This window comes from Deinococcus sedimenti, assembly GCF_014648135.1.
GTDB classification, from domain to species: Bacteria; Deinococcota; Deinococci; order Deinococcales; family Deinococcaceae; genus Deinococcus; species Deinococcus sedimenti.
In genome coordinates, this window is sequence record NZ_BMQN01000001.1 from 71,082 (window position 1) to 88,379 (window position 17,298).

Below are 17,298 nucleotides of genomic sequence, written 5' to 3' on the forward strand. Positions count from 1 at the left end.
CAAACAAAGCGCGCCCCCGTGAAGGAGGCGCGCCGGGAAGACCCGCGTTACTGGACGATGTTCCCGGTGATGACCACCAGCAGCTGCGTCTGCTGCTTGGTCGTGCTCTGCGAACCGAACAGCGCCCCGACCACCGGGATGCTCGACAGGAACGGCACGCCGGCATTCGTGGTGGATTCCTTGGTGGCCAGCAGCCCGCTGAGCAGCAGCGTCTGCCCGTTCTTGAACGTCAGGGTCGTCTGCGCCTCGCTGTTCGTGAACTGCAGGATGTTCGGCAGCGTCGAGGCGTTGATGGCCGTCTGGAGGGCATTCACCTGCCCACGCACGCGCAGCGTGATCGTGCCGTCCGGGGCCACCTGCGGGCTGTAGAAATCCAGGTTCACGCCGTAATCGATCTGCTTCTGAATGGCCTGCACGTTCGCCGCTGCCGAGGGAATGTTCACTTCCAGGCGACCGCCGCTCTTGATGCTGGCCGCTGCCGTGCTCGACGCGTTCTGCGTGTCGCCCGACGCACCCAGCGAGCGCTGACCGCTCTGCATGGTGATGCTGCCGTCGTACACGCTCTTGCTGAGCCCCTGGTTCTGCAGGGTGTTCAGCGTGGCGCCGAGGTTGAAGCCCACGAGGCTCTGCGTCGGGTCAAAGGACAGGGCCAGGCCACTGGCGGCGCCCGTGGAGACGTTGAAGCCGCCGAAGCCTGCTTTCAGGTTCACGCCCAGACTGCGCGCGGCCGTCTCGGTGATCTCCTGAATGCGGACCTGCACGTTGATCTGCGGCACCTTCTGGTCCAGCTGCGGAATGAGTTCGGACACCTGGGCCACCTGACCGGCCGTGCCGCGCACGATCAGGGTGTTCGTCCGCTTGTCCGCGATAATGGTGACGGCGTTGGCGGTCGGCGTCGCGGCGGCGGCCGTGGTCGTCGGGATGGCCGGCGTCGCCGTGCCAGTGGCCGTGGTCGCCGTGGTGCCTGCCGCTGTGGTCGGCGTCGCGCCCAGTTCCCGGGCCAGCGTGCCTTCCAGCGTGGCCTTGACTTCCTCCGCGCTGGCGTTCACGAGCGTGAACACCCGCTGCGTGATCTGCTCACCGGCCACGACGGGCGCGGCGCGGTCCACCTGACCCAGCAGGGTCAGTGCGGCGTCCAGCTGGTTCTGCGGGCCGGTCACGACCAGTTGACCGGTCTGCCCGACCGGCGTGACCTTCAGGCCCGGGTACTGCGCAGCCAGCAGCGCCACGATGTCCGCCTGAGCGCCCTTAACGGCGTACACCCGCTGAACGGTCTGGATTTCTGGCGTACTGGTCGTCGCCGTGCCGGTGGTGGAGGTGGTGTCCAGCTGACCCAGCAGGCGCGTGACCTCCGCCACCTCCTTGTTCGTGCCGCGCACGATGACGGCGTTACTGCGCACATCGGGCACGATCCGCAGGGTGGTGCTGTCAAGCTTCACGTCCACCAGCGTGCGGGTCACTCCGACGGTGTTGCCCTGCGCGTCCCGCTGAGGGGTCTCGCTGTAGGTGGGCGTCCCGAAGAACAGCTTGACCTGCTGGGCCGCCTGGGTGGCGTCGGCGTTGCGCAGCGTCACCGTCCGCTGGATGGGCGTATTGCTCACGCGCAGGACCGGCTGGCCGGCCAGGGTGACCACGTCGTACGTCAGGCCGTACACGTCCATCAGCAGCGGCCAGACCTCGTTGAACGGCTTGTTCTGGAAGGAGTACACGACGGGACGGGCAGTGTCGGTCACGCCGGTCGCTGGGGTTCCCGTGGCGGTACCGGCGGTGGGCGCGGTGCCCGCCGCCTGGGGCAGCGCGTCCACGTTCGTGTCGAGGATCAGGCCGTACCCGGCGCTCTTGGCCAGCGCGGCCAGCAGGCTCGACAGCGGTCCGGCGTACCGGCCGATCTCGATGGTCACGTTGGCGTTCGTGAGGCTGGAGTCGGCCACCGAGGAGGTCGTGGGGGCGGTCTGAGCGGCGGCCATGCCCAGTGCAGCGGTCAGCAGGAGAGAAGCGAAGCGTTTAGTCATGGCTCACCTTTTATCCAGTTCGAGGGTCTTGGAGTCGTTACCGAGGCTGAGTGTCGCGCCAGTCGCCGTGACTTCCTTCACGGTGACCTGGCTGTCCGGCAGGGTCTGTCCGACCGCCACCACCACGTAGCCGTCCTTGCTGCGGAAGATGGCGGTGTTCACCGGGCCGAGCACCACGGCGTTGAAGGCCAGCTGCTGGGTCTGGATGAAGGTGTCGAGGGGAGTGGCGGCGGGCGCGCTGGGCGTGCCGCTGCCGACCTCGCTGATCACCTGGGGTGTGACCGGTACCGGCACGCTGGTCGGCAGCGCCGTGCCCGCCGACGCACCGGCAGGGGACGGAGTGGAGCCTGTTGCGCTGGCCACGGGACCGGTCGGGACGCGCGTCACGGCTGGAACGTTCACGCCCGCGACCGGCGGTTTCACCGGGGCAATGGCGACCGGCTCGGGTGCCGTGCTGCCGGGAGTGACGGCCACCGTGCCGCCGGGGTTGAGTGGCGTGACGACCGGAGGATTGGTGCTGCCGTCCGCTCCGGGAATGGTGGGCACCGGGATCGGACCGGTGGAGGTGCTGCCCGTCGACGCCGACGAGCCGGGCAGCGGACTCAGGCCCAGGGCACCGCCTGAAGTGATCGGCGTGACGCTGGGCGTGCTGACGACCGGTTCACTTGTGCTGGGCGTACTGACCGGCGAGGGCGTGGATGGGGCGGGCGTGCTGGTCTGGGCGCCCTGCCCACTCTCCGTGATGGACAGCGGACGGAACGGGTTGTTGCCCGGCACGGCGGCCAGCGTCCCGGCTGGATTGATCCCGGCGGGGGTGGGGGGCGTGTCCGTGGGCGCTGCGGGCTCCGGTGTGGTGGCTGAGCCGTCCGTGGGGAAAGGCGGAATGACCTCGACGTCCACCTCACCGCCGGACTGCACGCCACTGCCCTGACCGGCATTCCCCTCCGCCGGCTGGGGCGGAGTGACCGGCACGGTCTCGCCCGGCGTGGTGACGGGCGTCTGCGCCTCGGGGGTGCTGCCGCGGTTGGTCAGCACGTACCACAGGCCGATCGCGGCGACCAGAAGCAGCAGACCCAGCAGCAGTTTCATTTCTCGGGAGAGTTTGACGGGAGCGCGCGTCACTGGGTGCCTCCTGCCGGGGCGGGCGCGGCCGGCGCGGCGTCCGGAGCGGCCGGCGTCGCGCCAGCTGCGGGCGCGCTGGCCTGCGTGGGATCAAAGGTATACACGGTCAGGGCCAGGGTGCCTTCCAGATCCGGATCAAAACTGGACGCTTCGGGCAGTTGAAGGCTGATGTTGTTCACGTTGGTGAAGCGGCTCATGGTTTCGACCGAGCGCAGCAGCTGGAACAGTTCGCCGAACGTGCCGGAGACGTTGACGTTCAGATTGATGGGGCGGACACCGCCGGGCAGACCGGTGACGTTGCCGCTCGCGACGTTGAACGAGGACATGCTCGCGCCTGCGGCGGCTGCGTTGAGGCGGATCTCATCCAGGATGCGGTAGTAGTTCGCCGTCTGAGGCAGCGCGGCCAGGAACTCGTCCTGCTGCACCTTCAGCTTGGCCACCTCCTCGCGCAGGGCGGGCAGCTGCTGGGCGTTGCTGCGCAGGACAGCGACGCGGGTCTGCGCCGTTTCCAGGTCACCCTGAAGCAGACTGATCTCCTGCTGCCGCGACTGGAACCGCAGGGTGTACCACAGGGCGGCCACCAGCAGGCAGGCGGCCAGGACCACGAAGAACAGGTTGCGGGGAGTGAGCTTAATCGACACGTCCGCCCTCCTTCACGCTCACCGGTGCTCCGGGTGCAGCGGGCGCGGCCGGCGTGGTTCCGGCCGGCGTGGTGGGGGTCGCGGCGGAGCCGTTCACGATGCCCACCGAGGCACTGAAGGTGTACTGTCCAGTGTCCCCTTCACTCTGCAGGCTGCGGAAGTTCACGCCGAAGTTCGGATTGCTCTCGAAGGTCCGCAGGAAGTTCACGACGGCCTGCTGACTGCTCGCAGAGCCGCTCAGTTCAATTTCACGGGTCACGTTCTTGCCAGTGTACACACCGTTCTGCTGCTGAGTTGCGAGGTTGGCGGCGTCCAGCGGGCGGATGGTCATGCTCTTGAGGGCCACTCCGCCGCCGCTGGGCAGCTGGGCGGTGAAGGTGGCCAGGTCGTTGGTCCAGTACGTCTTGGCGTCGCGCAGCTGCCCGGCGATGGCCGTGATCTGCTGCAGCTGGGTCTTCTCCTGCGTCAGCTGACGGTACTCCTGATCGGCCGGGGTCAGGGCAGCGATCTCGCCGTTGACGCTGTCGAGCTCCTTGCGGATGTTGCCGACCTTCGTGGCGGTGGCCACCTCGACGCCGATCAGGATCAGTGCGGTCAGGACCGCCACGCCGATCGCGGCGGGTTGCCACAGGGTCGGTTCGTTCTGTTTGCGGTACTGCTGGGGCAGCAGGTTGACTTCAACCACGGCTGGTCACCCCCCGCAGCGCCAGGCCCAGCGGCACCGTGAATTCCGGCGCGTTGGCCTGCAGGTAGCCGGTGTCCACGTTGGCCTGATCGGTCTGAACGGTCAGCCAGGGGCTGGCGACCTCCACGCGGAAGCCCAGTGCGTCGCTGATCGCGGCGGCCAGACCGCGCAGTTTCGCGCCGCCCCCGGCCAGGAACGTCCGGTCGATGACGACGTCGCCACTCTGGACGCGGTAAAACTCCAGGCTGCGGCGGATCTCGGTGATCAGGTCGCCCAGCACGGGGCGCACGACCTCGAACACGCGGGCCGGGGAGTACTGCTCTCTGGACATGTCGAAGTTCAGCAGGTCCTCCTCGTCCTCGGTGGGGGTCGTGGCCGTCGCGTAGCCGAGCTTGACTTCCTCGGCGGCGCTGAAGTCCAGGTCGAACGCCTTCTGAAGCGCGGTCGTGAAGTCGTCGGCAGAGACGTTGATGTTGCGGGCCATCAGGACGCGGTCGCCGCGCACGAGGTTGATGACCGAGCTGCTCGCGCCGATCTCCATGACCAGGGCGACCTCGCCGGCCTCGGTGTAGTTGCTGCCGGTCAGGGTGCTCTTGGTCAGGTGCTCGCCCAGCAGGTTACCGCGCAGGGCGCGCAGGGCCGCGAAGGATTTGAGGTCCACGATGCTGGGCTCCAGGCCCGCCAGGCGCAGCACCTCGACCTGACGCGCGACGGCCTCGGTGGGGGCCGCCGCGATCACGACCTCCATCTGCCCGTCGTCCGGGACGTTGGCCGGATCGTCGAGCAGGTCGAAGTCCAGGCTGACGTCGTCGATGGGGTAGGGGATGTACCGCTCGGCCTCCCACTTGATGGCCTCCTGCAGGTCCTTGCGGTCCATCTTGGGCACCATGATGTTCCGCGTGACCGCCACCTGGTTCGGGACCGAGGTGACGGCGAAGCGGTTCGTGATGCGGTGCTCGGCCAGCAGGTTCTTGAGTTCGGTGGCGACCGCCTGCGGCTCGACGACCAGCCCGTCCCGCATGCTACCGATGGGCGTGGGCACCATCACGGCGTGCTGGAGGGACGGCGGCGCGCCGGGGCGTAGGGCAACGACCTTGATGGCACTCGTGCCTATTTCCACGCCCAGGGCATTCGGGCGCGGACTGAGTAAGCGGTTCAGGAAACTCGACATTCTCCCTCCAGGATCACGCGGATTTTAGCATTCACTCATCTGGCGGCGGGAAGGCCGGAGCAGGCAGCGAGACGACGACGCACGAACAACGAAGTGAGGACCGGCTGTTCAACTCCAAGATCACCTCACCACTCACGCAACCCTGACTCCCTGAAACGCGCACGGCGCGGCCGGGCGTCTTCCAACTCCGGTCACCTGCTGCCGCCTCCGGACCCTGGTGGGCACGACACGAGCAGCCCGGTCACCCCCCCGTGCATGAACATGAAGGCTTCTTGAACGGGGTGCTTTAGTACACCACAAGTCAGGCCCGTATTTCATCCAATTCCTCACGCTCCCGTGAGCCGAAGGCATGAAGCAGATGAGCGCCGCCTCCCGGTCCGCCCGCCCATCGGAACCGGGCCGGGCTCCGGCCCCCGCTCCATGCCGTTCTAGCGGGCTGCGAGATCCGGAGTGAAGACCCGCACGGCACCACGGGCGTCGACGGTCACCAGCCAGGCACCCACCATGCCCAGTCGCCCCGGCGGGTGCGGCACCCGGCCCCTGAGCACGCCCGCCGCGTCCCGGCGCTCCAAGTGGTCCCCCGTCAGCCGGTACGTTCCGGCAGGGATCTCGACCTGTGACTGCTGGTCCCCCTGCACGCCATCGGCCCGCCAGTTCAGGACCGTGAAGGCCGCCCCTGGCAGCGCCCAGCCGTCCGCGACGCGGACCACCCGGCCGTCCAGCAGCACGTACTCCTGACCGTCGCCGCCGGTGAGAGCTGCGGCCGGCGTCCCCAGCACGCCCGCCGCAGGAGTCCCGGCGTAATCGACCGCCGTGCCGTTCTCCCGGTACACCCGCCCGGCGCTGAGCGCCGCGACCCGACCCACCGTGACCGTCCGCGGCGCCCCGTCCAGTGTCACGATCACCCCCAGCGACGGCACGCCTGCCCAGGCCTGCCCCGCCTGCCACGCGACATCTGCCGCGCGGGGCACGGCCGGGCAGCTGACCTGGAAGGAGGGAGCGCGGGCCACGCAGGCCCGTCCGGCCGCGACCCACGCGACCCCGGCCTCGCTGAACGCGGCCCTCAGACCATCGTCCGGGCGGGAAGCCGTGGTCACGGACGGCGCGCACGCCGTCAGACTCAGAAGCAGGGCACTCAGCAGGACACGCATCCCAGTATTCTGCCCAGCCGGTCCCTGAGCGGCATGAAGGCCGCCCCCGGCGCCCCTCTGGCGGCACGCCCCCGAGCTGGCCACGGACACGCTTCGCCAGGATTCAGGTGCCTGGGCGGTCGTCCAGGCTGCCGGCCCGTTCCAGGAGAGCCTGCACGACCACGTCCAGACCCACCCCCTCCTGCGCGCGCCGCTCGGGCGTCCAGCTGATCCCGCGACTGGCCTTCACCAGAACGACGTCCCCGTCCCGGACCTCGGCCAGCAGCGCCGACAGCAGCTCCGGTACGGTCGCGACCGCCCGTTCGCCCAGCTCGGCGGCGAAGGCCCCCACCCCGAACGTCAGGTCCGCGCGTTCCCGGGCGTACGCGCCCACCTCGGCATGCAGGGCCCGCTCGGTCGGGCCGAGTTCCAGCATGCGGCCCAGCACGCTGATGCGCCGCCCCTGCCCGCCCGGCTGCCCCCACCCGTGCAGGGCGTCCAGCGCCGCGCGTACCGCCACGGGCGAGGCGTTGTACGCGTCGTCAATCACCGTGAAGCGCCCCGGGTGCACCCGGTACCGGCCGCCGGGCACGCTGACCGCCGCGAGCCTCCCGGCCGCCTCTGAGAGGTCCAGCTGCGCGTCCCGCGCCAGCGTGAGGGCCAGCACCGCCGCCTCGGCCTGCACCCGAGCGGCCAGCGGCAGCACCACCGGCACCCCCTCGAACGTGAACGACGCGCCCTGCGGCGACACCGTCAGGTTCTGCCCGGCGTGCGTCACGGTCCCGAAGCCGTAGCTGTCCACGCCCGGGTAGTAGGCCGAGGCCTGCTCGCCGACCAGACCCCGCACAGCCTGCCCCGGCCCGTCCATCAGGATCACGCCCTTCTCCCGCGCGATGCCCTCGATACTGCCCAGCTGCTCCAGGTGCGCCGGGCCGATGGTCGTGACGACGCCCACGTCCGGGCGGACCAGATCCACCAGTTCAGCCATCTCCCCGACCCGGTCGATGCCCATCTCGACCACCAGCGGCCGGCCCGACCGACCGAACTCGATCAGGAAACAGGCAATGGCGGGCATGGTGTTGAACACCGGCATGAACAGCGCGTCCAGCGCGGCCGCCACGTAACTTTTCGCGGTGGTCTTCCCGGCGCTGCCGGTGACGCCCACCACCAGCGGGGCGTACGCGCGCTCCGCCCGCGCCCATGCGAACAGCGCCGCCTGCGCCTCCGGCACCCGCACGGCGCGCGGCACGTCCAGATCCGTCAGGACGAACGGCGCCCCCGCCGCCAGCGCCTGCTCCACGAACGCATTCCCGTGCATCCGCTCGCCGGGCAGCGCCACGAACGCCACGTCGGGCGACGCCTCGCGTGAATCCCAGGTCAGGCGCCGCGCCGCGCGGGCCTCCGGGTGAACAGTGGCCTGAAACGGCAGGGGCAGATGCGGGTCCAGCATGATGGGCAGGCTAACACCCCGGCGGACCCCGGTCCGGCACTGACCGCCAGCACATCAAGTCCCGCCCCACCGTGAGTAGACCATGCAGGTCTTATGAAAACCATGCCTGTTCTCCTGCTGACCGTTGCGCTGGGCCTGACCGCCTGCACCACCGGTCCCCTCACCCCGGTCCCCGCCAACGTCACCATCCTGGGTCTGAACGACTTCCACGGCAACCTCGCCCAGAGCGACTTCACCCCTGTCGACGGAAAGACGATCAAAGCCGGTGGTATTGAAGCCATCGCCGCCGAAATCAGCGACGCCCGCAAAACCAACCCGAACACCATCTTCGTGGGCGGCGGCGACCTGATCGGTGCAAGCCCCATCAACAGTGGCCTGCTGCGCGACGAACCCGCCGTGTACGCCCTGAACAGCATGGGCATGAAAGTCAGCGCGCTCGGCAACCACGAGTTCGACCAGGGCCTCGACGAACTGCTGCGTATGCAGAACGGTGGATGCAACAGCAACGACGCCGCCAAAGCCTGCCAGTACGAACCCACCTACACCGGCGCGACCTTCAAGTGGATCGGCGCCAACGTCACGTACAACGCTGCCTCCGGCAAGACCGGAATGCCCTTCGCGCCCTACATCATCCAGGACATCAACGGCCTGAAGATCGCCTTCGTGGGCGCCGTCACCAAAACCACGCCCGGCATCGTGTCCCCCGACGGCGTGAAGATGCTGAACTTCACCGACGAAGCGGCCGCCGTGAACAGGTACATCCCCGAGATCAAGGCCAAGAAACCCGACGCGATCATCATGCTGATCCACGAGGGCGGCGACATTGTGCGGAAAGACGCCGCAGGTAACGACATCAACAAAGACGTGAATTACAGCACCGTTGGGTGCAAGGTCCTGGATGAGAAGACGCCCATTGTCGACATCGCCAAGCGCGTCGACCCGGCCGTCAGCGCCATCATCAGCGGCCACAGCCACCAGGGCTATAACTGCCTGGTGCCCGACCCCACCGGCAAGGACCGCATCGTCATCCAGGGTGAACAGTACGGTCACCTGCTCCAGCGGCTCGACCTGGTGGTCGACAAGGCCAACCACCGCGTGATGGAAGTCAAGGCGGCGAACCTCGTCGTGAACTACGACGCCCGCAAGGCCAACGGCACGCTGGACGCCAGCATGACCACCATCCTGAACAAGGCGAACGCGAAGGTGACCGCGATCAGCAGCGTGCAGATCGCCACGCTGGGCGATCAGCAGATCCGCCGCGGCTACACCAACGGCGCCGAGGACCGGAAGATCGAATCCGCGCTCGGCGACGTCATTGCCGACGCCCTGCTGTACGCCACGAAGGACCAGGGCGCCCAGATCGGCCTGATGAACCCCGGCGGCATCCGCAAGGACCTGCCCGGCACCGTCAACCCCGGCAACGCCGTGACCTTCGGTGACGTGTTCGCCGTGCACCCCTTCGGCAACACCACCACGGTCGTGACCCTGACCGGCCAGCAGATCAAGGACCTGCTGGAGCAGCAGTGGAGCGGCGGGAACGCGACCGCCAACAAGCTGCTCCAGGTGTCTGAAGGCTTCAGCTACAAGTACACGCTGAGCAACCCCGACGGTCAGCGCGTGAACATCGCCGACATCACCCTGAACGGCACGCCCATCAGCGCGACCGCCACCTACCGCGTCGCCACGAACAACTTCCTGGCGGGCGGCGGCGACAACTTCAGCGTGTTCAAGAGCGCCACGAACGTCACCCAGCTGCCCGGCCTGAGCGACACCGACGTCCTCAGCAAGTACCTGAAGGCGTTCGGCCCCAGCCTGAAGAACGTCGTCAAGGGCCGCATCATCAAGCTCTGATCTGACCTGCTCCCTGCCCGCCCTGGCTGACGCGCCGGGGCGGGCTGTGCTTTACCCTGACCCCGTGACCCGCCACCACCTGACTCTGGACGCCCTGCACACCGTCTGGGACCACGCCCTTCCTCCCGCCCTGACCGTCGCCAGCGGGGACACCGTCACGCTGGATACCCTGGACGCCTCCGGCGGCGGCGTGGCCCGCCGTGTCGCGAGCGGCGATCTGAGCGCCCCGGAGGACCTGCGCGCCCTGATCCTCGCGGACGCCCGCGACCCCCTGAGCGGCCCGCGCGGGCATCCTCTGACCGGCCCGGTGTACGTGGACGGCGCGCAGCCCGGCGACGCCCTGCGCATCGAGATTCTCGAGGTCCGCACCGCCGCGTGGGGCTGGACCGGCTGCCGCCCGGACGGCATCGGCCTGCTCGACGCCGCCCTGGCCGCCGAGGGCCTGCGCCCTCACACGCACCTGTGGGACCTGCGCGCCGGAACGCACGCGGATTTCAGGCCCGGCATCCGCGTGCCCCTCGCACCGTTCCCCGGCGTGATCGGCGTCGCGCCCGGCACTCCGGGACCTCACCCCACCGCGCCGCCCCGGCACGTCGGCGGGAACATGGACGTCCGGCAGCTCGTGGCGGGCAGCACCCTGTGGCTCCCGGTCGAGGTGTCCGGCGCGCTGCTGTCCGCCGGGGACCTGCACGCTGCGCAGGGCGACGGCGAGGTGAGCGGCACCGGCATCGAAACCGGCGGCCAGCTGACCCTGCGCGTCCACGTCGAGAAGGACGCCGGGATCACCACCCCGGAATTCACCACGCTCACCGGCGGCGGCCACAGCCGCCAGTGGCACGCCACCACTGGCCACCACCCCGACCTGATGGAAGCCGCCCGCATCGCCCTGCGCGCTGGCCTGCGCCGCCTGCAAGCGCGGGGCCTGAGCCTGGAAGACGCCTACGTTCTCGCCAGCGCCTGCGTGGACCTGAAGATCAGCCAGATCGTGGACGCCCCCCACTACACCGTCAGCGCGTTCCTGCCCCTGGACATCTTCTTGGAGGGCTGAACAGCCCTCACGCCCCCAGCGCGCCGCGCAGGGCCGCCGGGGTCAGGGGCCGACCGCCCTGCACGACCAGCCGGACGTCACGGGTGGCGCGGACGTCGGTCGTGGGATCGCCCGCCACGACCAGCAGGTCCGCGACCGCGCCGGGCTGCACGCGGCCCAGATCGGGGCGGCCCAGGATGTCGGCCGCCGATCCCGTCGCGGCACGCAGGGCCTGCGCCGGGGTGAGGCCCGTCTGCACCAGCCGCTCCAGTTCCGCGTGCAGGCTCCCGCCGGGCAGGGTGAACGCGCCCGCCGGGGTGTCGGTGCCCGCCCCGACCTGCCCGCCCAGCCGGGCGACCCGCACGGCGAGCTGCGCGGCCAGTCGCCCGTCTGCCTCTGCCAGCGCGCGGATGGGTCGGGTGCCCGCGTGCACGGCGTGCCACTGGGCGTCCAGGCTCTCGCGCAGAGGCCCACCCTGAGCGGCGAGCGGCAGGTCACACTGATCCAGTGGGGTGTCCGTCGCCAGCGGCGCGAACACGCTCAGCGTCGGCACGAGGGCCGTTCCCGCCTGCACGGTCAACGCGGCCAGTTCATCGAGTAGGTCCGTGGGTAGTGCGCCCGCCGGGTCAAAGCCCGCGCGGGCCGCAGCCAGGGCGAACCCGCTGGCATGCTCGATGGACCGCACGCCCAGCGCCAGGGCCTGCCGGGCGTCCACCTGCGCCGCGCGTCCGCGCGTGGTGAGCATGCCCAGGTCGGTCATGACCGGCAGGTTCAGCCGGGCGGCGGCGCGCGTGGCCGCCGCGTAGACGTCCGGTGCCAGCGCCTCGTACAGCTTGAGGTGCGTCACGCCCTGACCGGCCAGGAATGCCACGGCGCGTTCCGCCTGCGCGGGCGTGCGGACGATCAGCGCCCCGGCACTACGCTCCTGCCCGTCGCCCGGTTCATGCACCGCGCCGGGCCCGAACTGGCGGAAGAAGGCGTCCGGACCGTCCAGCAGTGGCCCCGAGGGCAGCACGCGCGGCGCGAGCCCCGCCGGGTTCAGCAGCGCCGCGACCATCTCCAGCGAGTTGCAGGCGTCCCGCACGGTCGTCACGCCCGCCGCCACGAACCACGGCAGGTACCCCGGCCGGGCGTGCACATGCGGGTCGATCAGTCCCGGCAGGATCGTGCCCGCCGTCTGCACGGTCACGGCGTCCTCCGGAATGGTCAGCCGTGCGGCGGGGCCGACTGCCTCGATCCGCCCCGCGCGGGTGAGGACCGCGCCGTCGTCTAGCGGGGTGTCCTGCACGCCGGTCCACACGCGGCCCCGCCACAGGACCGGCGTGCTGGGGGAGAGGTCGGGCAGGTCCGGCAGGGTGAAGGTGGGCATGGAGCCAGCTTCACGGGTAGGCTACTCACCATGGCAGGCTCTGCTGTGAGTAGCCCGTGCGAGGTGACCGACCCGGCTGCCGTGACCCTGCTGGCGCACGACCGGACCCGCCGGGTGCTGGGCGCATTTCTGGGTCGCGAGCAGACCGTGGCGGGTGCGGCGCGTGGGGCAGGGCTGGACCTCCGCGTGGTGCACCGGGACGTGCAGGCCCTCACGCGGGCTGGCCTGCTGCGCGTGCTCCGCGAGGAGGCCCGTGCCGGACGGCCCGTGAAGGTGTACCGCGCCTGTGCCGACGACCTGTTTGTGGACGCCCGGCACCTGCCCCCGCCGGACGCGCAGGCGGCTGCGCTGGACACCCTGTTTCACCACGCGGCGGGGCGAGAATTCCGCCGCGCCCTGAGCGACTTCGCTCCCGGCTGGGGCCTGCGCGTGTACGCCACGCCGGACGCGCCGGGGTTCGCGGTGCTGGAGGGACCCCGCACAGCCCGGCGGCTCAGCCCGCTGGACGGCTGGCAGGGCCCCCCGGCGAACCCCCTCGGCCCGCCTGACCGCCGCTCAGGTGACCGAGGTGCAGCGCGACCTGATCCTCCTGATGCGCAAGGTCGCGGACTTCACCGCCGCCAACGACGGCGCGGGCCAGCCCGTGCTGCTGCGCCTGGGACTGGCCCCGCTGAACGAGGACGAACTCCGGGGCCTGCACCGCTGACGATCAGCGCTGGCCCCAGTCTGGAAACATGGTCAGCAGGGTTACTGCCTGAAGAACTCCACGTCGTCGAAGTAGAGGTACTGGTACGCCCCGGCGGCCGTGTGGAAGCCGATCTCCGCCTGCCCATTCGTGACGTTCACGTTGGGGATGCTCACCTGAGTCCAGTTCGTGTACCCCCGGATATCGAGGCTGCGCTGCGTGCCGCCGAAGTTCTTGACGAGCATCTCGCCGACGCTCTGGCCGCCGGTGGAGCGCACCCAGGCGCGCAGGGTGTAGTTCCCGCTCGCCAGCCCGGTCCTGATCTGGTACGTGTGCACCTCGTACGGCGCGGCGCTGTACTCGGTGCCGTGCATGCCGTTGCGGCCACCGTACGTCTCGGCGAACGCCGTGCCCTGGAAGGCGTTGTTCGGGGACCACACGCCCCAGCCGTTCAGGCCCCCGTCGAAGGTACCGTTCGTGACGAGGTTCGGCCCCGGGCCGGTGCTGCCGCCCGTGTCGCGGTACACGCGCACGTAGTCCACGTACTGGTACTGCGGGAAGGTCGTGCTGCCATCCGGATTCCCGTCGAACATGCCGCCCACGGCGGTGTTCATGACCAGCTGCATGGTGCCGCTCGTGACATTCGCGGTGTGGCGGGCGCGCTGCACGCCGTCCACGTAGAACGTGATGCTGTCGCCCAGCCACTCCACGCGGTACGTGTGGAACGCCTGACTGAGGTCCGGGCCGGTGTACGTGCTCGTCTGGGACGCCTGGTTGGGATAGCTGCCCCACCAGTGCGTCATGAGGTTCACGGTCGGCTGGGAGCCACGCACCTCCATCACGTCGATCTCGGGCGGCCACGCTGAACCGCAGCCGTTGATGCCGTCGCAGGCGGTGCTGACCAGCCAGTTCGCAGGCCAGATGCCCTTGCCCCTGGGGATCTTCGTGCGACACTCGACGGCACTGCCGCGCGTGACGGTCACGTTGTTGCCGCTGCGGACCTCGCCGGACGAGTACCCGCGCCCGCCGAAGGAGCGTTTCTGGGTGCGCAGGACCAGGCTGCCGTTCTGCACGTACACGTCCTCGGGGGTGTAGTACTGCAGTTCGCTGTTGATGTTCGCGGGGCCGTTCACCGCGATCCACCGGCTGGTGTCCAGGGAGGTGCCGTTGAACTCGTCGGCGTACACGAGGCTCCAGGTGGCCTGGGCGGTCAGGGTGGGAGCGGCAGCTGCGGTGACGGGCTGGGGTGTCTGCGTGCAGGCGGCGAGGGTCAGGGCGAGGGTGGCGGCGAGGAAGGGGAAACGGTGCATGACGGACCTCCGGCTGGGCCACCGGCTCCCGCTCAGCGTCGTGCAGGGTACGACCTGAGGACGGGTGCGGGTCACCCGGTGAACTGTGGAATACCTCACCCTAACAAGAGGTGAAAGCGTTTTCAACCCCCTGAGAGGCGCCCCATCACAGCAGCATCCAGAGGGATGGATGGAAGCCCCCATTCCTCTGGATCAAGCGCAGCAGGTCCTGGACACAGCAGGAGGCGAACATGGAACGGGGGCGTGCCGTCGGCTCCTCCATGGAATGGGCACCGGCGGGCAGCGCGGCCCCTGGGGTCTGGCCAGCCACCTCCTTCCAGACACCACCGAAGACCGGGGCGCCGGAGCAAGACCACCTCCACGCCCCGCTCCACTCGCGCTACAGCCCGCCGCGGGCGAAGTCTGCCATCACGCCCGGCGCGGCCGAGTCGAAGCCCACCACGTCCAGCATGTCCGCACGGTCGGGGTCCGCGATGCTGAATCCCGTGGCTGTCAGCCCCACCACGATCAGGCGCGCGGGGATCCCCATCGTCTGCCGGTACGCGTCCAGCGCGGCGGTCGGGTGGACCTTCCCGGCCCAAGTCTCGTTGTCGGTGTACACCACGAACGTCTCCACCTGCACCTTCGCCTTCGCGGCCCACAGCATCGGCAGGGCGCAGTCGGTCGCGCCGAAGCTGTGGCTCTGCGCCTTGCGCATCGCGCCGTCGAGCGTGTCCCGCGCCGTGATGCCCAGCGGACGGAACGAGTCCGCGAAGCCCATCGTCAGGGCGTCCGGTTCGGTGCGCAGCGCCACCAGACTCATCGCTGCCGCGGCCATGTTCGGGCTCAGTCCCGGCACGCCGCCCACCACGCCGCAGGTCATGCTGCCTGATACGTCCAGACCCAGCAGGTGCCGCGTGCCCGCCGCACGCACGTTCCCGAACGACAGGTGGAACGCGTCCTCCAGGGCGTCCACGACCTTCGGCACGGCCAGCCACTCGCCCCGGCCCTTCACGCCGCGGCCCTGCGCGTACACCAGTCGCGCCTTCAGCACGTCCAGCGGGTGAATCCGCCCGCGCCGCAGCGCCTCCGGATCCGTCACGCGGCTCGTGACGGCGCGGATCACCTCGCGGTCGTTCACGCTCAGGACGCCCACGCGGCCCAGGTTCCCCAGGTTCCGCAGCAGCCACGTCAGGCCATTCGTGTCCATCGCCGCGCGGTAGACCTCCGCGCCGCGCAGGTGCGTCGGGACCGCCTCGATCGGCAGGCCGGACTCGCGCATCAGGGCCGCCGCCGCCGCGTCGGAAGTGACGCCCTGCACGCGCAGGTGCCCCTCGATCACCCGCAGGGCCGGTTCACTCACGCCGTCCAGGTCCGGCAGCACACCGTCCACCATGAACTTCAGGATGGCGTTCCGCCCGGCGTCCGCCACTTTCGGGTGGCTCAGGCGCAGCGCGTCCGCCTGACTCCAGCCGTCCCGCGACTTGTACTTCACGGCCCACAGCGCCAGCCGCGCCACGTCCACCGATTCGTACACGTTCGCCACGCCCCGGCGCGTCAGGCGACCCCAGCCGCCCAGCGCGTCCGCGAACGCCAGGAAGTGCAGCAGCATCGTGCCCGTGCGTGCCACCTCCGGCAGCGCCGCCCACGCGGCCCGGCGGTGCTCGGCGTCCGGGGCGGTCTTCGCGATCAGCGCCAGCACCAGCAGCGCCGGGTCCGCCTTCGGCGCGCGGCCCTCCCGCACGACGGCCAGCGTCACCGCCAGCGCCCGCGCCGCGTCCACCTGCACGAACGTCCGCACGAACTCGGTCGCCTGCACCGTGTGCGCCCGCTCGGACGCGTAGAACGTCCCGCCGTCCGTGCCCAGGATCAGGAAGCGCGTCAGGCGCGCCTCGTCCGACACGGCGTACACGAAGCCTCCGGCGTTGTTGACGACCTGACGGGCGTCCAGACGCTCCGTCTGCGGGCGGTTCAGGGGGTTGATGGCATTCAGCAGGTTCTTCATGGGCATTCGGCCCTCCTTCTTCGACAGGGCGGCAGGGGACACCCGGAATCGCCGGGCGCGAACAGGTGAACTGGCCGCCCCGGGCATCCACGCGGGATGGCCCAGGGGGCGCGGCACACGGTTGGGGAGGGTGGCGGGAATCGAACCCAGAACTTCCGCCTCCACAGGGCGGCGTGCAGCCTCTACACCACACCCTCCACAGCGCACGTTCCTCCCCGCGCCGGTCACCCGGCCTGCACTGACGGTCTGGTTGACTGACGGCCAGATGGCCGGCAGGGGTGGCTCCGGGAGCAGGGATCGAACCTGCGACGTCCTGCTTAACAGGCAGGCGCTCTGCCACTGAGCTATCCCGGAATGGTGGTGAACCGGGCAGGACTCGAACCTGCGACCTCCCCGTTCGTAGCGGGGTGCTCTTCCAGCTGAGCGACCGGTTCAGGTGGACTCCGGCGGTTGGTTTGGCACAACCGCGCCATTCAAGCGGAGCGAGAAGGAGAGAAGGAGGCGTCCGCGCGTGAAGCTGGCGGGTCGGTGTCTTCCGATCCGTCAGCGGAACAGACGGACGCCGCGTAGGGTGTTGGAACGGGTGGGATTCGAACCCACGACCTCTCGATCCGAAGTCGATGAGCCTGACGCTTCGGCCCCGGCGGGGCAAGGGACGCGCAGGCAACAGTGCTCTGCCACTGAGCTACCGTTCCAGGCTTGTGGGGGACGGGCGGGACTCGAACCCGCAGAACCTCTCGGTTGCATGTTCCAGAGAACCTTCACGCATCGGCCCTGAAGGGCAAGAGGTGGTGAAGGAACGCCCGCAGAGGGGCGACATGTGCGTCGACCAGTTCCGCCACCGTCCCCACGGTGGACTTG

13 protein-coding genes and 5 tRNA genes are annotated in these 17,298 nt (G+C 69.8%); 3 read left to right on the forward strand and 15 right to left on the reverse strand.

The genetic code is table 11. The features are described 5' to 3' along the window. Positions 1-47: 47 nt before the first annotated feature. The 7 genes from IEY69_RS00355 to murF all read right to left on the reverse strand — a co-directional run bounded on the left by IEY69_RS00355 (position 48) and on the right by murF (position 8,211). Entirely contained in the window at positions 48-2,012 is a 1,965-nt protein-coding gene (locus tag IEY69_RS00355; protein ID WP_189071200.1) for a secretin N-terminal domain-containing protein, read from the reverse strand. Between the two features lie 3 nt (positions 2,013-2,015). After that, positions 2,016-3,134, reverse strand: a complete 1,119-nt coding sequence (locus IEY69_RS00360) for a hypothetical protein (RefSeq protein ID WP_189071201.1) — start codon at positions 3,132-3,134, stop codon at positions 2,016-2,018. Next, positions 3,131-3,775: a GspMb/PilO family protein gene (locus tag IEY69_RS00365; RefSeq protein WP_189071202.1), complete on the reverse strand. Its 645-nt coding sequence runs from the start codon at positions 3,773-3,775 to the stop codon at positions 3,131-3,133. Before IEY69_RS00365 ends, IEY69_RS00360 begins: the two co-directional genes overlap by 4 nt. Then, complete coding sequence (locus IEY69_RS00370; protein WP_189071203.1) at positions 3,765-4,460, reverse strand: fimbrial assembly protein; 696 nt, start codon at positions 4,458-4,460, stop codon at positions 3,765-3,767. Before IEY69_RS00370 ends, IEY69_RS00365 begins: the two co-directional genes overlap by 11 nt. Then, a complete protein-coding gene (pilM, locus tag IEY69_RS00375; protein ID WP_189071204.1) occupies positions 4,453-5,631 on the reverse strand; it encodes a type IV pilus assembly protein PilM in 1,179 nt (392 codons plus the stop codon). Before pilM ends, IEY69_RS00370 begins: the two co-directional genes overlap by 8 nt. Before the next feature lie 428 nt (positions 5,632-6,059). Further along, positions 6,060-6,782, reverse strand: coding sequence for a hypothetical protein (locus IEY69_RS00380; RefSeq protein ID WP_189071205.1), 723 nt, complete (start codon positions 6,780-6,782; stop codon positions 6,060-6,062). A gap of 103 nt (positions 6,783-6,885) precedes the next feature. Continuing rightward, positions 6,886-8,211 carry a UDP-N-acetylmuramoyl-tripeptide--D-alanyl-D-alanine ligase gene (gene murF / locus IEY69_RS00385; protein ID WP_189071206.1) on the reverse strand — a complete coding sequence of 442 codons (1,326 nt, stop codon included), beginning with the start codon at positions 8,209-8,211 and terminating at the stop codon, positions 6,886-6,888. 93 nt (positions 8,212-8,304) lie between these two features. Between murF and IEY69_RS00390 the strand changes: the two genes are divergently transcribed. Together IEY69_RS00390 and IEY69_RS00395 are read left to right on the forward strand one after the other, a co-directional pair. Then, positions 8,305-10,062, forward strand: a complete 1,758-nt coding sequence (locus IEY69_RS00390) for a bifunctional metallophosphatase/5'-nucleotidase (RefSeq protein ID WP_189071207.1) — start codon at positions 8,305-8,307, stop codon at positions 10,060-10,062. Positions 10,063-10,126: 64 nt separating this feature from the next. Next, the gene (locus tag IEY69_RS00395; protein WP_189071208.1) at positions 10,127-11,110 is read left to right on the forward strand and encodes an acetamidase/formamidase family protein; all 984 of its coding nucleotides are present in this window, start codon (positions 10,127-10,129) and stop codon (positions 11,108-11,110) included. Positions 11,111-11,117: 7 nt separating this feature from the next. On the opposite strand, the gene IEY69_RS00400 is transcribed toward IEY69_RS00395, so the two are convergent. Then, positions 11,118-12,458, reverse strand: coding sequence for an amidohydrolase family protein (locus IEY69_RS00400; protein ID WP_189071209.1), 1,341 nt, complete (start codon positions 12,456-12,458; stop codon positions 11,118-11,120). Between the two features lie 568 nt (positions 12,459-13,026). Between IEY69_RS00400 and IEY69_RS00405 the strand changes: the two genes are divergently transcribed. Then, entirely contained in the window at positions 13,027-13,164 is a 138-nt protein-coding gene (locus IEY69_RS00405; protein ID WP_189071210.1) for a hypothetical protein, read from the forward strand. Positions 13,165-13,205: 41 nt separating this feature from the next. Here the strand turns inward: IEY69_RS00405 and IEY69_RS00410 are convergent, their stop codons facing one another. From IEY69_RS00410 to IEY69_RS00440, 7 genes are all read right to left on the reverse strand, one after another. Then, positions 13,206-14,453 (reverse strand): glycoside hydrolase family 16 protein, encoded by a 1,248-nt coding sequence (locus IEY69_RS00410; protein WP_189071211.1) that lies wholly within the window; start codon positions 14,451-14,453, stop codon positions 13,206-13,208. A gap of 379 nt (positions 14,454-14,832) precedes the next feature. Then, positions 14,833-16,443, reverse strand: coding sequence for an RNA-binding protein Rsr (gene rsr / locus IEY69_RS00415; protein WP_229783514.1), 1,611 nt, complete (start codon positions 16,441-16,443; stop codon positions 14,833-14,835). A 116-nt stretch (positions 16,444-16,559) separates the two neighbouring features. Next, positions 16,560-16,634, reverse strand: a tRNA-His gene (locus IEY69_RS00420). A gap of 82 nt (positions 16,635-16,716) precedes the next feature. Then, positions 16,717-16,791, reverse strand: a tRNA-Asn gene (locus tag IEY69_RS00425). 4 nt (positions 16,792-16,795) lie between these two features. After that, positions 16,796-16,871, reverse strand: a tRNA-Arg gene (locus tag IEY69_RS00430). Between the two features lie 141 nt (positions 16,872-17,012). Then, positions 17,013-17,132: transfer RNA gene (locus IEY69_RS00435), tRNA-OTHER, on the reverse strand. A 9-nt stretch (positions 17,133-17,141) separates the two neighbouring features. Then, positions 17,142-17,285, reverse strand: a tRNA-OTHER gene (locus IEY69_RS00440). Positions 17,286-17,298: the final 13 nt, after the last annotated feature.

What these genes read in the sequence shown, in the direction of transcription:
- IEY69_RS00355 (WP_189071200.1), bottom strand. Translation starts at nt 2,012, where the DNA reads ATGACTAAACGCTTCGCTTCTCTCCTGCTGACCGCTGCACTGGGCATG.
- pilM (WP_189071204.1), bottom strand. Translation starts at nt 5,631, where the DNA reads ATGTCGAGTTTCCTGAACCGCTTACTCAGTCCGCGCCCGAATGCCCTG.
- IEY69_RS00380 (WP_189071205.1), bottom strand. Translation starts at nt 6,782, where the DNA reads ATGCGTGTCCTGCTGAGTGCCCTGCTTCTGAGTCTGACGGCGTGCGCG.
- murF (WP_189071206.1), bottom strand. Translation starts at nt 8,211, where the DNA reads ATGCTGGACCCGCATCTGCCCCTGCCGTTTCAGGCCACTGTTCACCCG.
- IEY69_RS00390 (WP_189071207.1), top strand. Translation starts at nt 8,305, where the DNA reads ATGAAAACCATGCCTGTTCTCCTGCTGACCGTTGCGCTGGGCCTGACC.
- IEY69_RS00400 (WP_189071209.1), bottom strand. Translation starts at nt 12,458, where the DNA reads ATGCCCACCTTCACCCTGCCGGACCTGCCCGACCTCTCCCCCAGCACG.
- IEY69_RS00410 (WP_189071211.1), bottom strand. Translation starts at nt 14,453, where the DNA reads ATGCACCGTTTCCCCTTCCTCGCCGCCACCCTCGCCCTGACCCTCGCC.
- rsr (WP_229783514.1), bottom strand. Translation starts at nt 16,443, where the DNA reads ATGCCCATGAAGAACCTGCTGAATGCCATCAACCCCCTGAACCGCCCG.